The 15,212-nt window shown below is 69.8% G+C and carries 19 protein-coding genes and 1 tRNA gene; 4 read left to right on the top strand and 16 right to left on the bottom strand.

Annotation, left to right across the window (positions count from 1 at the left end; all coding sequences use genetic code 11):
• Window positions 1-50: 50 nt before the first annotated feature.
• Complete coding sequence (locus POF73_RS37035) at window positions 51-1,589, top strand: MFS transporter (RefSeq protein ID WP_272123635.1); 1,539 nt, start codon at window positions 51-53, stop codon at window positions 1,587-1,589.
• Between the two features lie 154 nt (window positions 1,590-1,743).
• The gene (locus tag POF73_RS37030) at window positions 1,744-2,511 is read left to right on the top strand and encodes a TetR/AcrR family transcriptional regulator (protein ID WP_272123634.1); all 768 of its coding nucleotides are present in this window, start codon (window positions 1,744-1,746) and stop codon (window positions 2,509-2,511) included.
• Window positions 2,512-2,551: 40 nt separating this feature from the next.
• On the opposite strand, the gene POF73_RS37025 is transcribed toward POF73_RS37030, so the two are convergent.
• The 5 genes from POF73_RS37025 to POF73_RS37005 form a co-directional block, all read right to left on the bottom strand.
• On the bottom strand, window positions 2,552-2,704 hold the full coding sequence (locus tag POF73_RS37025) for a hypothetical protein (RefSeq protein ID WP_272123633.1): 153 nt from the start codon (window positions 2,702-2,704) through the stop codon (window positions 2,552-2,554).
• 7 nt (window positions 2,705-2,711) lie between these two features.
• On the bottom strand, window positions 2,712-3,182 hold the full coding sequence (locus POF73_RS37020) for a PPOX class F420-dependent oxidoreductase (protein WP_272123632.1): 471 nt from the start codon (window positions 3,180-3,182) through the stop codon (window positions 2,712-2,714).
• A 4-nt stretch (window positions 3,183-3,186) separates the two neighbouring features.
• Window positions 3,187-4,008 (bottom strand): YceI family protein, encoded by an 822-nt coding sequence (locus tag POF73_RS37015; RefSeq protein WP_272123631.1) that lies wholly within the window; start codon window positions 4,006-4,008, stop codon window positions 3,187-3,189.
• A gap of 334 nt (window positions 4,009-4,342) precedes the next feature.
• Entirely contained in the window at window positions 4,343-6,850 is a 2,508-nt protein-coding gene (locus POF73_RS37010; protein ID WP_272123630.1) for an MFS transporter, read from the bottom strand.
• Window positions 6,851-6,863: 13 nt separating this feature from the next.
• On the bottom strand, window positions 6,864-7,313 hold the full coding sequence (locus tag POF73_RS37005; RefSeq protein ID WP_272123629.1) for a MarR family winged helix-turn-helix transcriptional regulator: 450 nt from the start codon (window positions 7,311-7,313) through the stop codon (window positions 6,864-6,866).
• A 206-nt stretch (window positions 7,314-7,519) separates the two neighbouring features.
• On the opposite strand from POF73_RS37005, the gene POF73_RS37000 reads away from it, so the two are divergent.
• On the top strand, window positions 7,520-7,717 hold the full coding sequence (locus POF73_RS37000; RefSeq protein WP_272123628.1) for a hypothetical protein: 198 nt from the start codon (window positions 7,520-7,522) through the stop codon (window positions 7,715-7,717).
• Window positions 7,718-7,760: 43 nt separating this feature from the next.
• Here POF73_RS37000 and POF73_RS36995 read toward each other — a convergent pair whose 3' ends face one another.
• The 9 genes from POF73_RS36995 to POF73_RS36955 all read right to left on the bottom strand — a co-directional run bounded on the left by POF73_RS36995 (window position 7,761) and on the right by POF73_RS36955 (window position 13,197).
• Window positions 7,761-8,528 carry a hypothetical protein gene (locus POF73_RS36995; protein ID WP_272123627.1) on the bottom strand — a complete coding sequence of 256 codons (768 nt, stop codon included), beginning with the start codon at window positions 8,526-8,528 and terminating at the stop codon, window positions 7,761-7,763.
• A 39-nt stretch (window positions 8,529-8,567) separates the two neighbouring features.
• A complete protein-coding gene (locus tag POF73_RS36990; RefSeq protein WP_272123626.1) occupies window positions 8,568-9,503 on the bottom strand; it encodes an RNA polymerase sigma factor SigF in 936 nt (311 codons plus the stop codon).
• Between the two features lie 267 nt (window positions 9,504-9,770).
• Complete coding sequence (locus POF73_RS36985; protein ID WP_272123625.1) at window positions 9,771-10,655, bottom strand: RNA polymerase sigma factor SigF; 885 nt, start codon at window positions 10,653-10,655, stop codon at window positions 9,771-9,773.
• 167 nt (window positions 10,656-10,822) lie between these two features.
• Window positions 10,823-11,116: a Dabb family protein gene (locus POF73_RS36980; protein WP_272123624.1), complete on the bottom strand. Its 294-nt coding sequence runs from the start codon at window positions 11,114-11,116 to the stop codon at window positions 10,823-10,825.
• 16 nt (window positions 11,117-11,132) lie between these two features.
• Entirely contained in the window at window positions 11,133-11,312 is a 180-nt protein-coding gene (locus tag POF73_RS36975; protein ID WP_272123623.1) for a hypothetical protein, read from the bottom strand.
• A 143-nt stretch (window positions 11,313-11,455) separates the two neighbouring features.
• A tRNA-Ser gene (locus POF73_RS36970) sits at window positions 11,456-11,540 on the bottom strand.
• 55 nt (window positions 11,541-11,595) lie between these two features.
• Window positions 11,596-12,027: a tRNA adenosine(34) deaminase TadA gene (tadA, locus tag POF73_RS36965; protein ID WP_272123638.1), complete on the bottom strand. Its 432-nt coding sequence runs from the start codon at window positions 12,025-12,027 to the stop codon at window positions 11,596-11,598.
• An 83-nt stretch (window positions 12,028-12,110) separates the two neighbouring features.
• A complete protein-coding gene (locus POF73_RS36960) occupies window positions 12,111-12,638 on the bottom strand; it encodes a tRNA adenosine deaminase-associated protein (protein ID WP_272123622.1) in 528 nt (175 codons plus the stop codon).
• 316 nt (window positions 12,639-12,954) lie between these two features.
• On the bottom strand, window positions 12,955-13,197 hold the full coding sequence (locus tag POF73_RS36955; RefSeq protein ID WP_272123621.1) for a hypothetical protein: 243 nt from the start codon (window positions 13,195-13,197) through the stop codon (window positions 12,955-12,957).
• A 138-nt stretch (window positions 13,198-13,335) separates the two neighbouring features.
• On the opposite strand from POF73_RS36955, the gene upp reads away from it, so the two are divergent.
• Entirely contained in the window at window positions 13,336-13,971 is a 636-nt protein-coding gene (gene upp / locus POF73_RS36950; RefSeq protein ID WP_272123620.1) for a uracil phosphoribosyltransferase, read from the top strand.
• Between the two features lie 100 nt (window positions 13,972-14,071).
• Here the strand turns inward: upp and POF73_RS36945 are convergent, their stop codons facing one another.
• Together POF73_RS36945 and POF73_RS36940 are read right to left on the bottom strand one after the other, a co-directional pair.
• Entirely contained in the window at window positions 14,072-14,707 is a 636-nt protein-coding gene (locus POF73_RS36945; protein WP_272123619.1) for a LytR C-terminal domain-containing protein, read from the bottom strand.
• A 110-nt stretch (window positions 14,708-14,817) separates the two neighbouring features.
• Window positions 14,818-15,114 (bottom strand): type II toxin-antitoxin system VapB family antitoxin, encoded by a 297-nt coding sequence (locus POF73_RS36940; protein WP_003999914.1) that lies wholly within the window; start codon window positions 15,112-15,114, stop codon window positions 14,818-14,820.
• Between the last annotated feature and the right edge of the window lie 98 nt (window positions 15,115-15,212).

The following is a 15,212-nucleotide window of genomic DNA, read 5'->3' as shown; positions in this document are numbered from 1 at the left end:
TTTCGTATCTCCGTTGTACGCTGTATAGGAAGTGTTCTACGGTGTACAACATGACTACGTCCTCCCAGGAACAGGCCCCGGCCCAGCCGCAGCCCCAGTCACCGGGCGGCCACCCCCAACGCTGGCTGATCCTCGGTGTCATCTGTCTCGCGCAGCTCACCGTGCTGCTCGACAACACGATCCTGAACGTGGCGATCCCCTCGCTCACCAGCGAACTGGGCGCCGCCACCTCGGACATCCAGTGGATGATCAACGCGTACTCGCTGGTGCAGTCCGGTCTGCTGCTGACCGCGGGCAGCGCAGCCGACCGCTACGGCCGCAAGAAGATGCTGGCCACAGGTCTCGTGCTGTTCGGGGTTGGCTCGCTGGTCGCCGGACTGGCCGAGAGCTCCGGCCAGCTGATCGCGGCCCGGGCCGGCATGGGTGTGGGCGGCGCGCTGCTGATGACCACCACCCTGGCCGTGGCGATGCAGATCTTCACGCCCGAGGAGCAGCCGAAGGCGATCGGCATCTGGGCCGCCGTCAACTCGCTGGGCTTCGCGGCCGGACCGCTCATCGGCGGCTTCATGCTGGACCACTTCTGGTGGGGGGCGATCTTCCTGATCAACCTGCCGGTCGCGGCGCTCGCCCTGGTGGCGGTCGTGATCCTGGTGCCCGAGTCCAAGGCTGTGCCTTCCCGGGGGACAACCCCCGGGCCCCCGGTGCAGGGTGACCGCCCCGACCTGTTCGGCGCCGTCCTGTCCACGATCGGCATGTCCTCCCTGGTCTTCGCGATCATCTCCGGACCCGAGCACGGCTGGACCTCCGGCAGGGTGCTGGTGTCGGCCACCGTCGCGATCGTGGTGCTGGCCGGCTTCGCGTACTGGGAGAGCCGGATCCCGTACCCCATGCTCGACATGCACTTCTTCACGAATCGCCGGTTCACGGGTGCCGTCGCGGGCGCGGTGCTGATCGCGTTCGGGATGGGCGGATCGCTCTTCCTGCTCACCCAGCACATGCAGTTCGTACTCGGCTACGGCCCGCTGGAGGCGGGGCTGCGCACGGCGCCGCTCGCGCTGATGATCGTGGCCCTGAACTTCACCGGAGTGGCGGCGAAGTGGGCGGGCAAGCTCGGCACACCCTTCTCCATCGGGCTGGGCATGACGGCGATGGCCGTCGGCCTCGTGTCGATCGCGACGCTCACCGAGCACGGGTATCCGGGCACGCTGCTGGGCCTGGTGCTGATCGGTGTGGGCGCCGCGATCTCCAGCCCCGCGATGGCGCACGCGATCATGAGCGCGATTCCGCCGGAGAAGGCCGGGGTCGGCGCCGGCATCAACGGCACGGTGGCGGAGTTCGGGCAGGGCCTGGGCGTCGCGGTGCTCGGCGCGGTGCTCAACTCCCGGTTCGCCGCGCTGATTCCGGTTGCGGCGGTGTCCCTGCCGGGGGCGTTGGCCGAGGCGGGGTCGGAGGCGGAGCGGGGGCGGATCACGGATGCGTTTGCCTCCGGCCTGGAGACCAGCCAGTTGGTGGGGGCGGTTGCTGTGCTGGCCGGGGGTGTCGTTGCGGCGGCGTTGCTTCGGCGGGCTGAGCGGGCAGAGTCCGCGTGAGAGCTCGGGCGGCGCGGGTTGTTGTGCGGCTGCGGGTTCGTTGTGGCTGGTCGCGCCCACGCGGCGGAGCCGCACATGGACACAGCCCCGCGCCCCTTGGGGGACGTCGCCGCCTAGCATCTTGATCAGTCAACCGAGTCTAGGAAGGTGCGCCATGGTGAGGTCGGCCAAGCAGGCGGCGCGTACCAGCGTGTGGCTGGAAGGCAAAGCCCGGCGGGGCGGGCGTGGTGGGGGGCAGCCCTCCGGGCTGGACCGGGAGCGGATCACCGCGGCCACCGTCCGGCTGCTGGACGCCGACGGGCTGGCCAAGTTCTCCATGCGACGGCTGGCCGCCGAGCTGAACGTGACCGCGATGTCCGTCTACTGGTACGTCGACACCAAGGACGACCTCCTGGAACTCGCCCTCGACGCCGCGTTCGGGGAAATCACCCTGCCCGACGTGGAGGCCGACGAGGACGCGGACTGGCGGGACCAGCTGGGCACGCTGGCCCGTGGGTACCGCGCCCTGCTGGTCCGCCACCCGTGGCTGTCACCGCTGATCGGCACCTACGTCAACATCGGCCCGAACAGCCTCGCCTTCTCCCGCTGTGTCCAGCACATCATTCGCAGGACCGGCCTGCCCGCACACGGACTGGTCGCCGCCATCTCCGCCGTCTTCCAGTTCGTGTACGGCTTCGGCACGATCGAGGGCCACTTCATCGCCCGCAGCACCGCGTTCGGCATGACCCCGGACGACTACTTCCAGCACGCCATGAGCACGGTGACCCAGTCCGCGGAAGCCGCCGAGATCGTCCAGGAGTCCTCGGAACTCATGGAGGCGAGGGGCGGCGACACGGTCGAGGAGATGTGGGAGCGGGACTTCGAGTTCGCCCTTGACCTGCTGGTGGCGGGCATCGAGGCGATGGTCGAGAAGTCAGGGTGACGGTGACGCGGTGGCAACCCGCGTCGAGTCCCGTCGAGACTCAGGCAAGACCCCGCCGTACGCGCCCGGCACCGATGAGCTCCTCCGGGTCCGCCGCCCACTCGGGATCGTGCAGGTCGTCGGGGATCGGCCGGCCGTCCAGCCGCTCACGGGAGAACTCCGCGAGCCGTGCTCCGAGTATGTCTTCAGGCACGCCGCCCTCAGTCCCCCTGGACGAGCCGCGCCGGGAATCCGCCGGTGGCCACCGGCCCCCACTTCTGGGGCGTGACCCGGATGATCGACTTGCCCTGCTTCAGCATCGCCGCCCGGTACTCGTCCCAGTCCGGATGCTCCCCGGCGATGTTCCGGTAGTACTCGACGAGCGGCTCCACGGACTCCGGCGAGTCGATCACCTCGGCGGTCCCGTCGATCTGCACCCACGGCCCGTTCCAGTCGTCACTCAGCACGAGCAGACCGACCCGCTCGTCCCGCTTGGCGTTCCGTGTCTTGGCCCGCTCGGGGTAGGTGGAGACGACGATCCGCCCCGAGTCGTCGACCCCGCAGGTCAACGGCGAGGCCTGCGGCCCCCCGTCCGTCCGCCGGGTCAGCAGGATCGCGCGATGACGGGGCCGTACGAAGTCCAGCAACTCGTCGAGCGAGACGCGGGTGTTGGTCGCGATGTTCGGTGCCATGGCCTCAGCCTAGGGGCAGCGACTCCCCCTGCACCGCCTGCACATCCAGCTCCACCTTCAACGTCGTCCCGATGGCCGCGATCCCTGCCTGCACCACCTGGTTGTAGTTCATCGCGAAGTCGTCCCGATGCAGCTCCGCCGTCGCCCGGAACGCCGCCCGGGTCCCGCCCCACGGGTCGGCGCCCGTGCCGAGGTAGGCCAGGTCCAGGTCAACCGGACGTACGACACCGTGCATGCCCAGTTCGCCGTGCACCGTCCAGCGGTCCGAACCCGCCGCCGTGAGGCCCGTCGAGCGGTAGGTGATCTCCGGGTACTTCTCCACGTCCAGGAAGTCCGGAGACTTCAGATGGTCGTCCCGCATGCCGTTGCCCGTGTCGATCGAGTCGGCCCGGATGACCGCCTCCACCCGGGACTTGGTGATGTCGTCGGGTGCGATCTCGATGGTGCCGGAGAAGTGCGTGAATCGGCCGTGCACGCTGGTGATGCCCAGGTGCTGGGCGACGGCGGCGACCGTGGAGTGCGCCGGGTCGACGGTCCACGGCCCGGGCGGCGGCAGTTCCGTGCCGCCCTGCCTGGCCAGTGTCACCGTGCCGACCTCGGCGCGGCCGCTCGCCGTGACGATCGCGCTCGCGGCGGCGGGCGCGTAGCCGACGGCGGTCACGATGACGGTGTACGCCCCGGGGGCAAGGGGGTTCGCGTCCCGTACGGCCCCCTCCGCGTCCGCCTCCAGCCGCAGCACCTGCGCGCCGGTCATGTCCGTCACCGTGACGACCGCGTGCGACACGGCCCAACCATCGCGGGTACGAATCCTCGCGGTCAGTCCCATCCCGTCCAACTCCCTGCGAATACTTACAAATTGGCCATAAAGAGGCCGGCCCGTGGCGCGGCGCGCCTCCGCTCAGAGCACGCGCTCGCCACGGGCCGGGGCGTGGCCCGGTCGTCAATCTCCCGCCTGCCGCGCGGCGCCTGGCACGCGCTCCCCCAGAGGGGGGACCCCCAGCCGCGTTGTCGTCGGTTGCCGACTCCCCCACGCTCGAACAACCTCGCGCGGGGGGACCCCCATCGCGTCGACGCCCTCCTCCGCCTTGCAGCTGCACGCACCAGACGTCGCGCGGCCTGCCCTTCGGGCGGACGACGGGAGATTGACGACCGGGCCACGACTACTCGCCGGGGTGGGCGAGTTCGATGTCGTGGTCGTCGGTGCCGCGGCCGTTGACCGTCAGCGCCGTCGCCACCGGCGGGTAGCCCGTCGCGATGACCGTGTACTCGCCGCCGTCCAGGTCGGTGAAGGCGTACGCGCCGTCCGCTCCGGTGGTGGCGGTGCCCACGACGTTGCCCGCCGCGTCGACCAGGGTGACGCGGGCGTCGGCCAGCGGGCCGTGCGGTGCCCGTACGACGCCCTGGACCTGGGCGCCGGCCTCCAGGTCGACCTCGATCCGGGTGACCCCGGTGCCGCCGATCTCGACGGGCAGGGCGCGCGGCCGGAACCCGGCGGCGTTCACCGCGACGGTCACGGCACCCGGCACCAGCTCGGCGAAGCCGAACTCGCCGTGCTCACCGGTGGCCGCCGTGGCCAGCAGGTCTCCGCGCACGTCGGTCACGATCACCATCGCGTCCTTGACCGGCAGCGCGTCCTGCGCCGTACGGACCACACCGCTCAGGCCACTCGTGCCGCTGAGCAGGATGTCGTATGCCACCGGCCCGTCACCGTTCACCACGATCGTGGACGCCTGCGGCTGGAAGCCGTCGGCGGAGGCGATCAGGACGTACGAGCCCGCGCCCGGCGCGTCCACCGTGTAGGAACCGTCGGCCTGCGCGACCGACCGTCCGAGCTGCCGTCCGGCCAGCGAGATCAGCGTGACGGCGGCCTGGGGCACGGGCGCGCTCTCCGCGCCGCGCACGAAGCCGCCGACCGGGACACCGCCGTACGCACTGCCGCTCTCCTCGGGGCGGGCCACCGTGGCCACGGCGGCGAGCTGCTGGGTGCCCTCGGGGCCGGTCTCGGTCTCGGAGGAGGCGACGGCCCAGCTCGGCACCCGCTCCTCCTCCGCCGCGGCCGCCGGGGTCTCGGCCTGCGCCGGGGTCTCGGCCTCGGCGGCCTGCGCCAGGGCGCCCTTCGTCCTCAACGGGACCTCCTTGATGAACAGCGAGAACAGGAGGGCGAGGAAGGCGATCGGCGCGGCGTAGAGGAAGACGTCCGCGACGCCGTGGCCGTACGCGCTCTCGATGACCGTGCGGACGGGGGCCGGGAGTGCGTCGAGGTCGGGGATCTCGCCGTGGCCCGAGGAGCCCTGCACGCCCAGCTTGGTCAGGCCCTCCTCGGCGTAGTGGGTGATGCGGTGGCTGAGGACCGCGCCCAGTGCGGAGACGCCCATGGCGCCGCCGAGTGAGCGGAAGAAGTTCACGACCGAGCTGGCGGCGCCCAGGTCGCTCGGGGCCACCTGGTTCTGCGTGGCCAGGACCAGGTTCTGCATCATCATGCCGACGCCGAGGCCCAGCAGGGCCATGAAGATCGCGACGTGCCAGTACTCGGTGTCGTAGCGGATCGTGCCGAGGAGTCCGAGGCCCGCGGTCACCAGGACACCGCCGGCCAGCAGCCAGGCCTTCCAGCGGCCGGTGCGGGTGATGACCTGGCCGGAGACGGTGGACGAGATGAACAGGCCGACGATCATCGGGATGGTCAGGACGCCGGACATGGTCGGCGACTCGTTCCGCGCCAACTGGAAGTACTGGCTGAAGAAGATCGTGCCCGCGAACATCGCGATGCCGACGAACAGGGAGGCCAGCGAGGCCAGGGTGATGGTGCGGTTGCGGAACAGGCGCAGCGGGATGATCGGCTCGCTCGCCTTGGTCTCGGCGAAGACGAAGATCAGCAGCAGCGCCAGCGAGCCGCCCGTCATCGCGCCCGTCTGCCAGGACAGCCAGTCGTACTTGTCACCGGCGAAGGTCACCCAGATCAGCAGCAGGCAGACCGCGGCGGTGATGAAGAAGGCGCCCGCCCAGTCGACCTTGACCTTCCGGCGGACGACCGGCAGGTGCAGGGTGCGCTGGAGCACGATCAGGGCGATCACGGCGAAGGGCACGCCGACGTAGAAGCACCAGCGCCAGCCGAGCCAGTCGGTGTCGGTGATGACGCCGCCGATCAGCGGGCCGCCGACCATCGCGGTGGCGAAGGTGGCGCCGAGGTAGCCGTTGTACCGGCCGCGCTCACGCGGCGAGATCATCGCGGCCAGGATGATCTGGGCCAGCGAGGACAGACCGCCCATGCCGATGCCCTGGACGGCGCGGAAGGTGATGAGCATGGCGGGGTTCTGGGACAGACCGGCCGCCGCGGAGCCCGCCACGAAGATGACCAGCGCCACCTGTATCAGCAGCTTCTTGGAGAAGAGGTCGGCGAGCTTGCCCCACAGCGGCGTCGACGCGGTCATCGCCAGCAGCGACGCGGTGACGACCCAGGTGTAGGCGCTCTGGCCGCCGCCGAGGTCCTTGATGATGTCGGGCAGGGCGTTGGAGACGATCGTCGACGACAGGATCGCGACGAACATGCCGAGCAGCAGCCCGGTCAGCGCTTCCATGATCTGCCGGTGCGTCATGGGAGTGCCGTCGCCGGACGGCCCTCCCGAGTGCTTGGCGTGGGCCCGCACACCGGCTGGTGTGGTCGTTGCCATGGGGTTCCTTCTCTTACTGGGTGATCGCGGGTGTACGGCAGTCGTCGAAGCTGGCCCGCAGCCGGGCCATGAGCCGGGTGAGCTGGGCGACCTCGTCGTCGGTCCAGTCGCTCAGCCGCTCGGCGAGCAGTTGCGTGGTCCGCCGGGACATCTCCCGGACGCGGTCCTCGCCTGCCGGGGTGAGGCACAGAATCCGGCTGCGCTTGTCCGCCGGGTCGGGGGAGCGCTCGATCCAGCCGCGCTCGGCGACGTGGGCGACATGGCGGCTGGTCACCGACATGTCCACGGCGAGCAGCTCGGCGAGCTTGCTCATGCGCATCTCTCCGTGGCGGACCAGCAACGTCAGTACGGCGGCGGAACCGGCGGGACAGTCGGACGGCAGCGTCCGTCCCATCTCCCGCTTCACGGCGCCGAAGGCGCTGAACTGGCGGACCAGCTCCTCGTACTGCGCCTGCTCGGCCATCACACCTCCCGTATTTGTTGCTTAGGGCAACCATAGGAGAGTTTGGTTGCTACAGGCAAATAAATAGGGGTGGCCGCGCCGCAAAAACTTGGCAAAGGCAAGTATTGCGACCGTAAATGTGCAGGTGGAGTGGGTCCTGTGCCCCCCTGTGCAGGGCGGCGGCCCCCACTTGGGCCGGACGTGCGGATTCGCTAGGGTCTCAGGCCATGGCTAACACCCAGAACCCCCAGGGCAACCACGACCCCGCCGGCAACACCCAGATGTTCCGCGCGTTCGTCGACGAGGGCCCGCAGGGCGGCCGCCGACAGGCCTCCTCCGGCGGCGGCCCCCGCATCGGCCTGATCCTCGGCGTCGTCGCCGCCGTGGCGATCGTCGCGGCGGTGGCCTGGCTGGCGTTCAAGTAGGACGTACGTCCCCTGCCCCCCCCCACGGGGCCGGGTGCGCCCCCTACTCCCACCGGACGGTGACGTCCCGCGTCTCGATGTGCATGCCCAGCGGTACACGCCAGGCGTCGACGCACACCGTCCAGGTCTTCTCCTTGCGTGCCCCGGGCCCGAGCGGCGCCGGGAGCTTCGCCGTCGACTCGATCGTCGCCCAGTCGATGCCGAGCGCGCCGATGACGTGGGTGCCGAAGGCGACGGTGCCCGAGGGTATGGCCGTGCCGCCGGTGTTGTGGAAGTCGAGGGTCACCTTCTCGCACCAGCGCTTGTCCGTGGGCTTGCGTACCGGGTCGCTCACCGTGAGCTTGGCGGGTGAGGGGGATGCGGGCGGCGCCGAGGGGGGTGTGGGGGAAGCGCCGGGCGAGGTCGTGGAGTGGCCCGGCGTGACCGCGGGGTCGGGGGCGGGGTCGACTGAGTTGCCCGGTGGTTGGACCCTGCGTTCCGTTCCCTCGGGTGAAGGCGGCTCCGGCGCCTGATTCCAGCCCTGTGCGGGGGAGTTGCCCGACCCTCCGCCGCTTTCTGCGCCGCTGTCCCCCGCGCTGCCGCCGCGCTCCGGTTCGTCGAGCGGCACCAGCGTCACCTCGCCGGTCGGCGCAACCGCCGCATCGGACACCCTCGGTGGTCCGCCCGCCGCCCCGGTCGCGACGTAGCCGTCGCCCCCGGCTCCGCCTCCGCACGCGGTCAGCATCCCGCCCAGGCAGACGACGGCCGCCGACGCGCCGAGCAGGGCGCACCGACGGCCAGGTGTCGAGGTCGTCCATGTCGAGCGAAGCATCGGGCCATGGTGGCTGACGCTCCGTCAAATATGAAGGGGTCAGTCGGAGATGAGGCCCTCGCGCAGCTGGGCCAGGGTTCGGGTCAGTAGCCGGGAGACGTGCATCTGGGAGATGCCGACCTCTTCGCCGATCTGCGACTGGGTCATGTTGGCGAAGAAGCGCAGCATGATGATCCGCCGCTCGCGGGGCGGCAGTTTGGCCAGCAGCGGCTTGAGGGACTCGCGGTACTCGACGCCCTCCAGCGCGGTGTCCTCGTAGCCCAGCCGGTCGGCCAGGGAGCCCTCGCCGCCGTCGTCCTCCGGGGCCGGGGAGTCCAGCGAGGAGGCCGTGTAGGCGTTGCCGACCGCGAGGCCGTCGACGACGTCCTCCTCGGACACGCCGAGCACGGTGGCCAGTTCGGTCACCGTCGGGGAGCGGTCCAGCTTCTGGGAGAGCTCGTCGCTGGCCTTGGTGAGGGCCAGACGCAGCTCCTGGAGCCGGCGCGGGACGCGCACCGACCACGAGGTGTCGCGGAAGAACCGCTTGATCTCGCCGACCACCGTCGGCATCGCGAACGTCGGGAACTCCACGCCCCGTTCGCAGTCGAAGCGGTCGATCGCCTTGATCAGGCCGATGGTGCCGACCTGGACGATGTCCTCCATCGGCTCGTTGCGCGAGCGGAAGCGGGCCGCCGCGTAGCGCACGAGTGGGAGGTTGAGCTCGATCAGGGTGTCCCGAACGTAGGCGCGCTCGGGGCTGTTCTCGTCCAGGGCGGCGAGCCGCAGGAACAGGGAGCGGGACAGGGTGCGGGTGTCGATGTCCGCCGAGGCTGGGACGGCCGGGATATCTGATGCCGGGAGAGCCGGGACATCTGCTGCCGGGAGGGCCGGGGCCTCGGTGGCCTCCAGAGCCGAAACGGCGTCGAGCGCGGCGTCGGGCGCGGACTCGCTCTTCGTGAGCGTGAGCACCTTCGAGCTGCCCTGGTCTGCGGACATGCCACCCCCTTTGGGTCGCGGGACGGTATGGCGAACGCTCCGATCGAGGAACGCCAGCCTTCACCTGAATACCGGAGCCGAAGCCACGGCAAACGCGCTTCCCGAAGAATGTCACATGTCGGCAACACGCTGTAGTGACATGTCGACATGTAAGACTTGAATCCGCCCTGGATAAAGGGGGTCTGACGGTATTTCGAGCCAGAACTGTCGGGATCCGCCCTGGTGAGCGATTCGCTCGCGACGGTTACCGGTCGATCCTGTTTCCGGTTACGCGTCGATCCGGTTCGCCGAGCGCAGCCGCTGGAAGCTACGCGCGAGTAGCCTCGAAACGTGCATCTGGGATACGCCGAGTTCCGCACTGATTTGCGACTGGGTGAGGTTGCTGTAGTAGCGCAGGAGCAGGATTCTCTGCTCGCGTTCGGGGAGTTGGACCAGTAGATGCCGTACCAGGTCGCGGTGCTCCACGCCGTCCAGGGCCGGGTCCTCGTAGCCGAGCCGGTCCAGCAGTCCGGGCAGCCCGTCGCCCTCCTGGGCGGCCTCCAGTGAGGTCGCGTGGTACGACCGTCCGGCCTCGATGCAGGACAGCACCTCGTCCTCGGTGATGCGCAGCCGCTCGGCGATCTCGGCGGTCGTGGGGGTGCGCCCGAAGGTGGTGGTCAGGTCCTCGGTCGCGCTGTTCACCTGGACCCACAGCTCGTGCAGCCGGCGCGGTACGTGGACCGTGCGGACGTTGTCGCGGAAGTACCGCTTGATCTCGCCGACGACGGTCGGCATCGCGAATGTCGGGAACTGTACGCCCCGGTCCGGGTCGAAGCGGTCGATGGCGTTGATGAGCCCGATGGTGCCGACCTGGATGACGTCCTCCATCGGCTCGTTGCGGGAGCGAAAGCGGGCGGCCGCGTAGCGCACGAGCGGGAGATTCGCCTCGATGAGCGCTCCGCGCACGCGGTTGTGCTCCGGCGTACCGGGTTGGAGTTCCTTGAGTTCGCCGAAGAGGACCTGGGTGAGCGCGCGGGTGTCGGCTCCGCGGCTGCGGGGCGGTGCGGCCGTCGGGATGTCCTCCTGGCTGCGAGTTTGGGGGCTCGGTGCTTGGGGGCTCGGGGCTTGAGGCGCAGTACTGGCCGGCACGGTCAACTCCACCTCGTGATCCATCAACTCATCGGTCAAAAGCGGTCATAGCATCACAAGACAGTTCATTGTGTTCAAGTACCGCATAATCCCGTGTTGGGGATGGATCGCTGCGCAAGACACGCGAAAGCCCCCCGCCGTTCCGGCGGAGGGCTCCAGGGGGATCCGGGTGGATCGTGGGGTGGTGCGGCTCAGTATTCGTAGTCGGCGATCACCCAGGTGGCGAACTCCCGCCACAGGGTCACGCCCGCCTGGTGCTCGGGGTGCTCCGCGTACGTCCGCAGGGCGGCCGTGTCCTCGAAGGCGGAGTTGATGGCGAAGTCGTAGGCGATGGGGCGGTCGCTGAAGTTCCAGCCGAGCTCCCAGTGCCGGATCTCGGGGATCTTTGCCTCCAGGGAGCGGAAGGCCTCGACGCCCTCCACGACCCGCGGGTCGTCGCGCTCGACGCCCTCGTTGAGCTTGAAGAGGACGAGGTGGCGGATCATGGGTGCTCCCTGTGCCCTAGCTGTCGCCTCCGTTGGCGATCCATGTCATGAAGTCACCGATGGCCTTGGCGGCGTCCGATATGCCCTCGAAGCCTATCTGGACGTAGTCGGCGGCCTTGGCCGGGTCCGTGATGACCACGTAGAGCACGAAGACCGCGAGCACGTAGACGGCGACCTTCTTCGAATTCACCGCCATCGCGGCCTCCCCTGTGCCTGCTGTGCCGAATGAGCCGAAAGAGCCGAAAGGGCCCCCAGTTACCGGCGGTGAGTGTAACCTCCGCGCCTCTCCGGAGATCAACAGCACGAAGGGCCCCGTCTGTCGACGGGGCCCTTCTTCAGCGGTAGCGGAGGGATTTGAACCCTCGGTGACTTGCGCCACACTCGCTTTCGAGGCGAGCTCCTTCGGCCGCTCGGACACGCTACCGAGAGAGACCTTACAGCACGCCGGGCCATGCTCTGAAATCAGTTGTCGGGGCCGGTCAACGGGCCCGGAAGAAGTCCGTGAGGAGACGGGCGCACTCCTCGGCGAGCACGCCCTCGATCACCTCGGGCCGGTGGTTGAGCCGCCGGTCGCGTACGACGTCCCAGAGGGAGCCCGCCGCGCCGGCCTTCTCGTCCCGCGCGCCGTAGACGACCCGGTCCACCCGGGACTGCACCAGGGCACCCGCGCACATGGTGCAGGGCTCCAGCGTGACGACGAGCGTGCAGCCGGACAGCCGCCACTCCCCGACCTGGGTGGCCGCACGCCGGATCGCCAGGACCTCGGCGTGCGCGGTCGGATCGCCGGTCGCCTCGCGCTCGTTGTGACCGGCGCCCAGCACGGTCGTACCGTCGGCGGACAGCACTACCGCGCCGACGGGGACGTCGCCGCCCCGGACGGCCAGTCCGGCCTCGTCCAGGGCGAGCCGCATCGCGGCCCGCCAGCGGTCGCGTACGGGGTCGGGCAGTGCGGGCACCGAGGGCGTCCCGGGTGCCGACCCCTGGTCGGACGAGGTCAGCGGACGGTCTCCAGCACCTCCGAGGCACCCAGCGCCTCGGCGATCGCACTGAGGGCGTCATCGGCGTCCAGAGCCTTCAGCTCCTTCTCGCCGACGCCGAGGTCGTCGAGGATCTCGGTGTCGCCGACGGGGCTGTGCGGGACCGCCTCGGCGGTGCCCCCGTCCTCGTCGTCGGAGTCGCCGTCCGGCTCCTCCGTGCCGTCGAGGTCCAGGGAGTCCAGATCGGCGCCGTCGTCGCCGGGCTCCCTGCCGAGCAGTTCATCGGTGAGAAGGATCTCGCCGTAGCTGCTGCGGGCAGCGGCGGCGGCGTCGGAGACGTAGATACGAGGGTCGTCCTCGCCGTCGATCCGGACGACGCCGAACCAGGCGTCCTCCTGCTCGATGAGCACGAGCACCGTGTCGTCCTCGGGCGAGGCTTCACGGGCCAGGTCGGCCAGATCCGACAGGGTCTCCACATCGTCGAGCTCTGTGTCGCTCGCTTCCCACCCGTCTTCGGTGCGCGCGAGCAGTGCGGCGAAGTACACCGTGACTCTCCCACTGGTCGTAGGCGTGCCGGTTGGGCTTCCCCCCGGCGGAGGTTGCGGGTGGGGAGGCTCGGGGTCCGAGCCCCACCCACTCGGAATCGTGGCAGAAACAAGGCGTTCAGGGGACGTCTTCGGCTCCCTGTGTCCGGCAGTTTTGATCGCGTCCTCCCGAGGGGGGTCGCGAGCATGTCCGTGAAGGACTCACCAGCACACTCGTTGCTGCCACCTGCGGATCGTACGCGGCTTTTCCGGCTGTCCAAGCACGCCTGTCGCTCCAACGTCCCCACGAGCTGCGGATCTTCCCTCGCGGCTCGCTCTACCAGCGGAATGTTCGCATGCGCATCGCATGCCGCAGGCGCGCCGCCTTGGCACGGCGCGGCTGGACGCGATCCCGTAGTTCGCGGGCCTCGGCGAGTTCCCGCAGGAACTGGGCGCGGCGCCGGCGCCGCGCGGCGTCGGCCTCCTCCTGCGCGTCCCGACGTGCGTCCTGCCGCGTGTCCTGCCGCGCGTTCTGGCGCGTGTCCTGCGTGGGTTCCTCTGCGGACTCAGGTTCAGGCATGGCCTCACCACCCCCGGTACGTCCCTCCCACTTTCCCTCCGATGGGCGGTTTGATGCCAGCGCGGGAGTGAACCTGGGGCCCGGGGCTTGCTGCGCGTGGGGGCGCCGGGCATACCCGGCCCGGTTAATGTTGTGGACATGCGTCTCCACGTCGTCGACCACCCCCTGGTCGCCCACAAGCTCACCACGTTGCGCGACCAGCGCACCGACTCCCCGACCTTCCGTCGGCTCGCCGACGAGCTGGTCACCCTGCTCGCCTACGAGGCCACGCGGGACGTGCGCACCGAAGCGGTCGACATCCGGACCCCGGTCGCCTCCACCACCGGCGTCAGGCTCTCCCACCCGCGCCCGCTGGTGGTGCCGATCCTGCGGGCCGGCCTCGGCATGCTGGACGGCATGGTCCGGCTGCTGCCGACCGCCGAGGTGGGCTTCCTGGGCATGATCCGCAACGAGGAGACGCTGGAGGCGTCCACGTACGCCACGCGGATGCCGGAGGATCTCTCCGGGCGTCAGGTGTACGTGCTGGATCCGATGCTGGCGACCGGCGGGACGCTGGTCGCGGCGATCCAGGAGCTCATCAAGCGGGGCGCCGACGACGTGACCGCCGTGGTGCTTCTCGCCGCGCCCGAGGGTGTCGAGCTGATGGAGCGGGAGCTGGCGGGGACGCCGGTGACGGTGGTTACGGCCGCGGTGGACGACCACCTCAATGAGCACGGGTACATCGTGCCGGGGCTGGGGGATGCGGGGGATCGTCTTTACGGTGCGGCCGAGTAGGGCGGGATTCGCCTATTCGCCGTAGGGGTGCGGGTTGTGTGCGGCCGCGGGTTCGTTGTGGCTTGTCGCGCAGTTCCCCGCGCCCCTATGAGGGCGTTGTTCAGCAGGATTGCTTGTCGGTGGGCGTCGGCTTGGGGTTGGTCAGTGCGGCCAGTGCCTTGTCGGCGTCCACCCGCTTTGTCAGGGCCTTGAACTGGGTGCCCAGGACCAGGTCCACGTCCTTGCCCTCGCGTGTGTCGGCGCGGAGCTCGGCGCCCTTGAGCTGGGTGGCCAGGACCGGCAGCGAGCTGTTCTGGGCCGTGGTCGGGCCGAGCAGCAGGCCGGTGCCCTTGACCTTCTTGTCGTACTCCTTGGTCGCGTTGCCCACGTCGCCGATCTTGAAGCCGCGCTTCTTCAGCTCGTCCGCCGTCTGCTTGGCGAGCCCGCTGCGGGTGGTGGCGTTGAAGACGTTGACCGTGATCCCGGCAGGCTTGGGCAACGACGCCGTGGCGGCGGGCGAGGGGGTCGCCCCGGTCGAGCAGTCGGACTTCGGACCGGCTGCGGAAGCCTTTCTGCCGCCACCGGTGAAGACGTCGATGAGCTGCAGTGTGCCCCAGCCGAGCACGCCGAGTACGGCTACGGAGGCCACGCCGAGAACGACGAGCCGGCCGCGGTGCCGGGGACGGCGCATCCGCGGGTACTTGTTCCCCCTGATCCGGTACTGGCCGCCCATGCCCGGGGGAGTCAGCATGCTCATGGGCGCAGCGTAGTGCGCCCGGGCGGCGATGCCTACCGGATGATCATTCGATACCGCTCAGTCCAACCCGAAAGGGCCAACAGGTTGACGTGCGGGGGCGTCGGCCCGGGTCAGTCCAGTTCCAGGACTCTCGCATGCAGCACCTGGCGCTGCTGCAGCGCCGCGCGCACGGCGCGGTGGAGGCCGTCCTCCAGATACAGGTCGCCCTGCCACTTCACGACGTGCGCGAAGAGGTCGCCGTAGAACGTCGAGTCCTCGGCGAGCAGGGTTTCCAGATCGAGCTGCCCCTTGGTCGTCACCAGCTGATCGAGGCGGACCGGGCGCGGCGCGACGTCCGCCCACTGCCGGGTGCTTTCCCGGCCGTGGTCGGGGTACGGCCGGCCGTTTCCGATGCGCTTGAAGATCACACGGAAAGCCTACCGGTCAAGACCTTCCGGGCGCAGCCATGGCGACGGAGTGCGGGACTGGAAAAGATGGGACCAAACGGGGCAAGGTGGCGAGCTGT

The organism is Streptomyces sp. HD (assembly GCF_028369295.1).
GTDB lineage: Bacteria > Actinomycetota > Actinomycetes > Streptomycetales > Streptomycetaceae > Streptomyces.
This window is presented reverse-complemented; position numbering and strand designations above follow the sequence as displayed.

Coding starts and splice junctions, on each gene's coding strand:
- POF73_RS37035 (WP_272123635.1), top strand. CDS start 51: ATGACTACGTCCTCCCAGGAACAGGCCCCGGCCCAGCCGCAGCCCCAG.
- POF73_RS37030 (WP_272123634.1), top strand. CDS start 1,744: ATGGTGAGGTCGGCCAAGCAGGCGGCGCGTACCAGCGTGTGGCTGGAA.
- POF73_RS37020 (WP_272123632.1), bottom strand. CDS start 3,182: ATGGCACCGAACATCGCGACCAACACCCGCGTCTCGCTCGACGAGTTG.
- POF73_RS37015 (WP_272123631.1), bottom strand. CDS start 4,008: ATGGGACTGACCGCGAGGATTCGTACCCGCGATGGTTGGGCCGTGTCG.
- POF73_RS37010 (WP_272123630.1), bottom strand. CDS start 6,850: ATGGCAACGACCACACCAGCCGGTGTGCGGGCCCACGCCAAGCACTCG.
- POF73_RS37005 (WP_272123629.1), bottom strand. CDS start 7,313: ATGGCCGAGCAGGCGCAGTACGAGGAGCTGGTCCGCCAGTTCAGCGCC.
- POF73_RS37000 (WP_272123628.1), top strand. CDS start 7,520: ATGGCTAACACCCAGAACCCCCAGGGCAACCACGACCCCGCCGGCAAC.
- POF73_RS36995 (WP_272123627.1), bottom strand. CDS start 8,528: ATGCTTCGCTCGACATGGACGACCTCGACACCTGGCCGTCGGTGCGCC.
- POF73_RS36990 (WP_272123626.1), bottom strand. CDS start 9,503: ATGTCCGCAGACCAGGGCAGCTCGAAGGTGCTCACGCTCACGAAGAGC.
- POF73_RS36985 (WP_272123625.1), bottom strand. CDS start 10,655: ATGGATCACGAGGTGGAGTTGACCGTGCCGGCCAGTACTGCGCCTCAA.
- POF73_RS36980 (WP_272123624.1), bottom strand. CDS start 11,116: ATGATCCGCCACCTCGTCCTCTTCAAGCTCAACGAGGGCGTCGAGCGC.
- POF73_RS36975 (WP_272123623.1), bottom strand. CDS start 11,312: ATGGCGGTGAATTCGAAGAAGGTCGCCGTCTACGTGCTCGCGGTCTTC.
- tadA (WP_272123638.1), bottom strand. CDS start 12,027: ATGCGGCTCGCCCTGGACGAGGCCGGACTGGCCGTCCGGGGCGGCGAC.
- POF73_RS36955 (WP_272123621.1), bottom strand. CDS start 13,197: ATGCCTGAACCTGAGTCCGCAGAGGAACCCACGCAGGACACGCGCCAG.
- upp (WP_272123620.1), top strand. CDS start 13,336: ATGCGTCTCCACGTCGTCGACCACCCCCTGGTCGCCCACAAGCTCACC.
- POF73_RS36945 (WP_272123619.1), bottom strand. CDS start 14,707: ATGAGCATGCTGACTCCCCCGGGCATGGGCGGCCAGTACCGGATCAGG.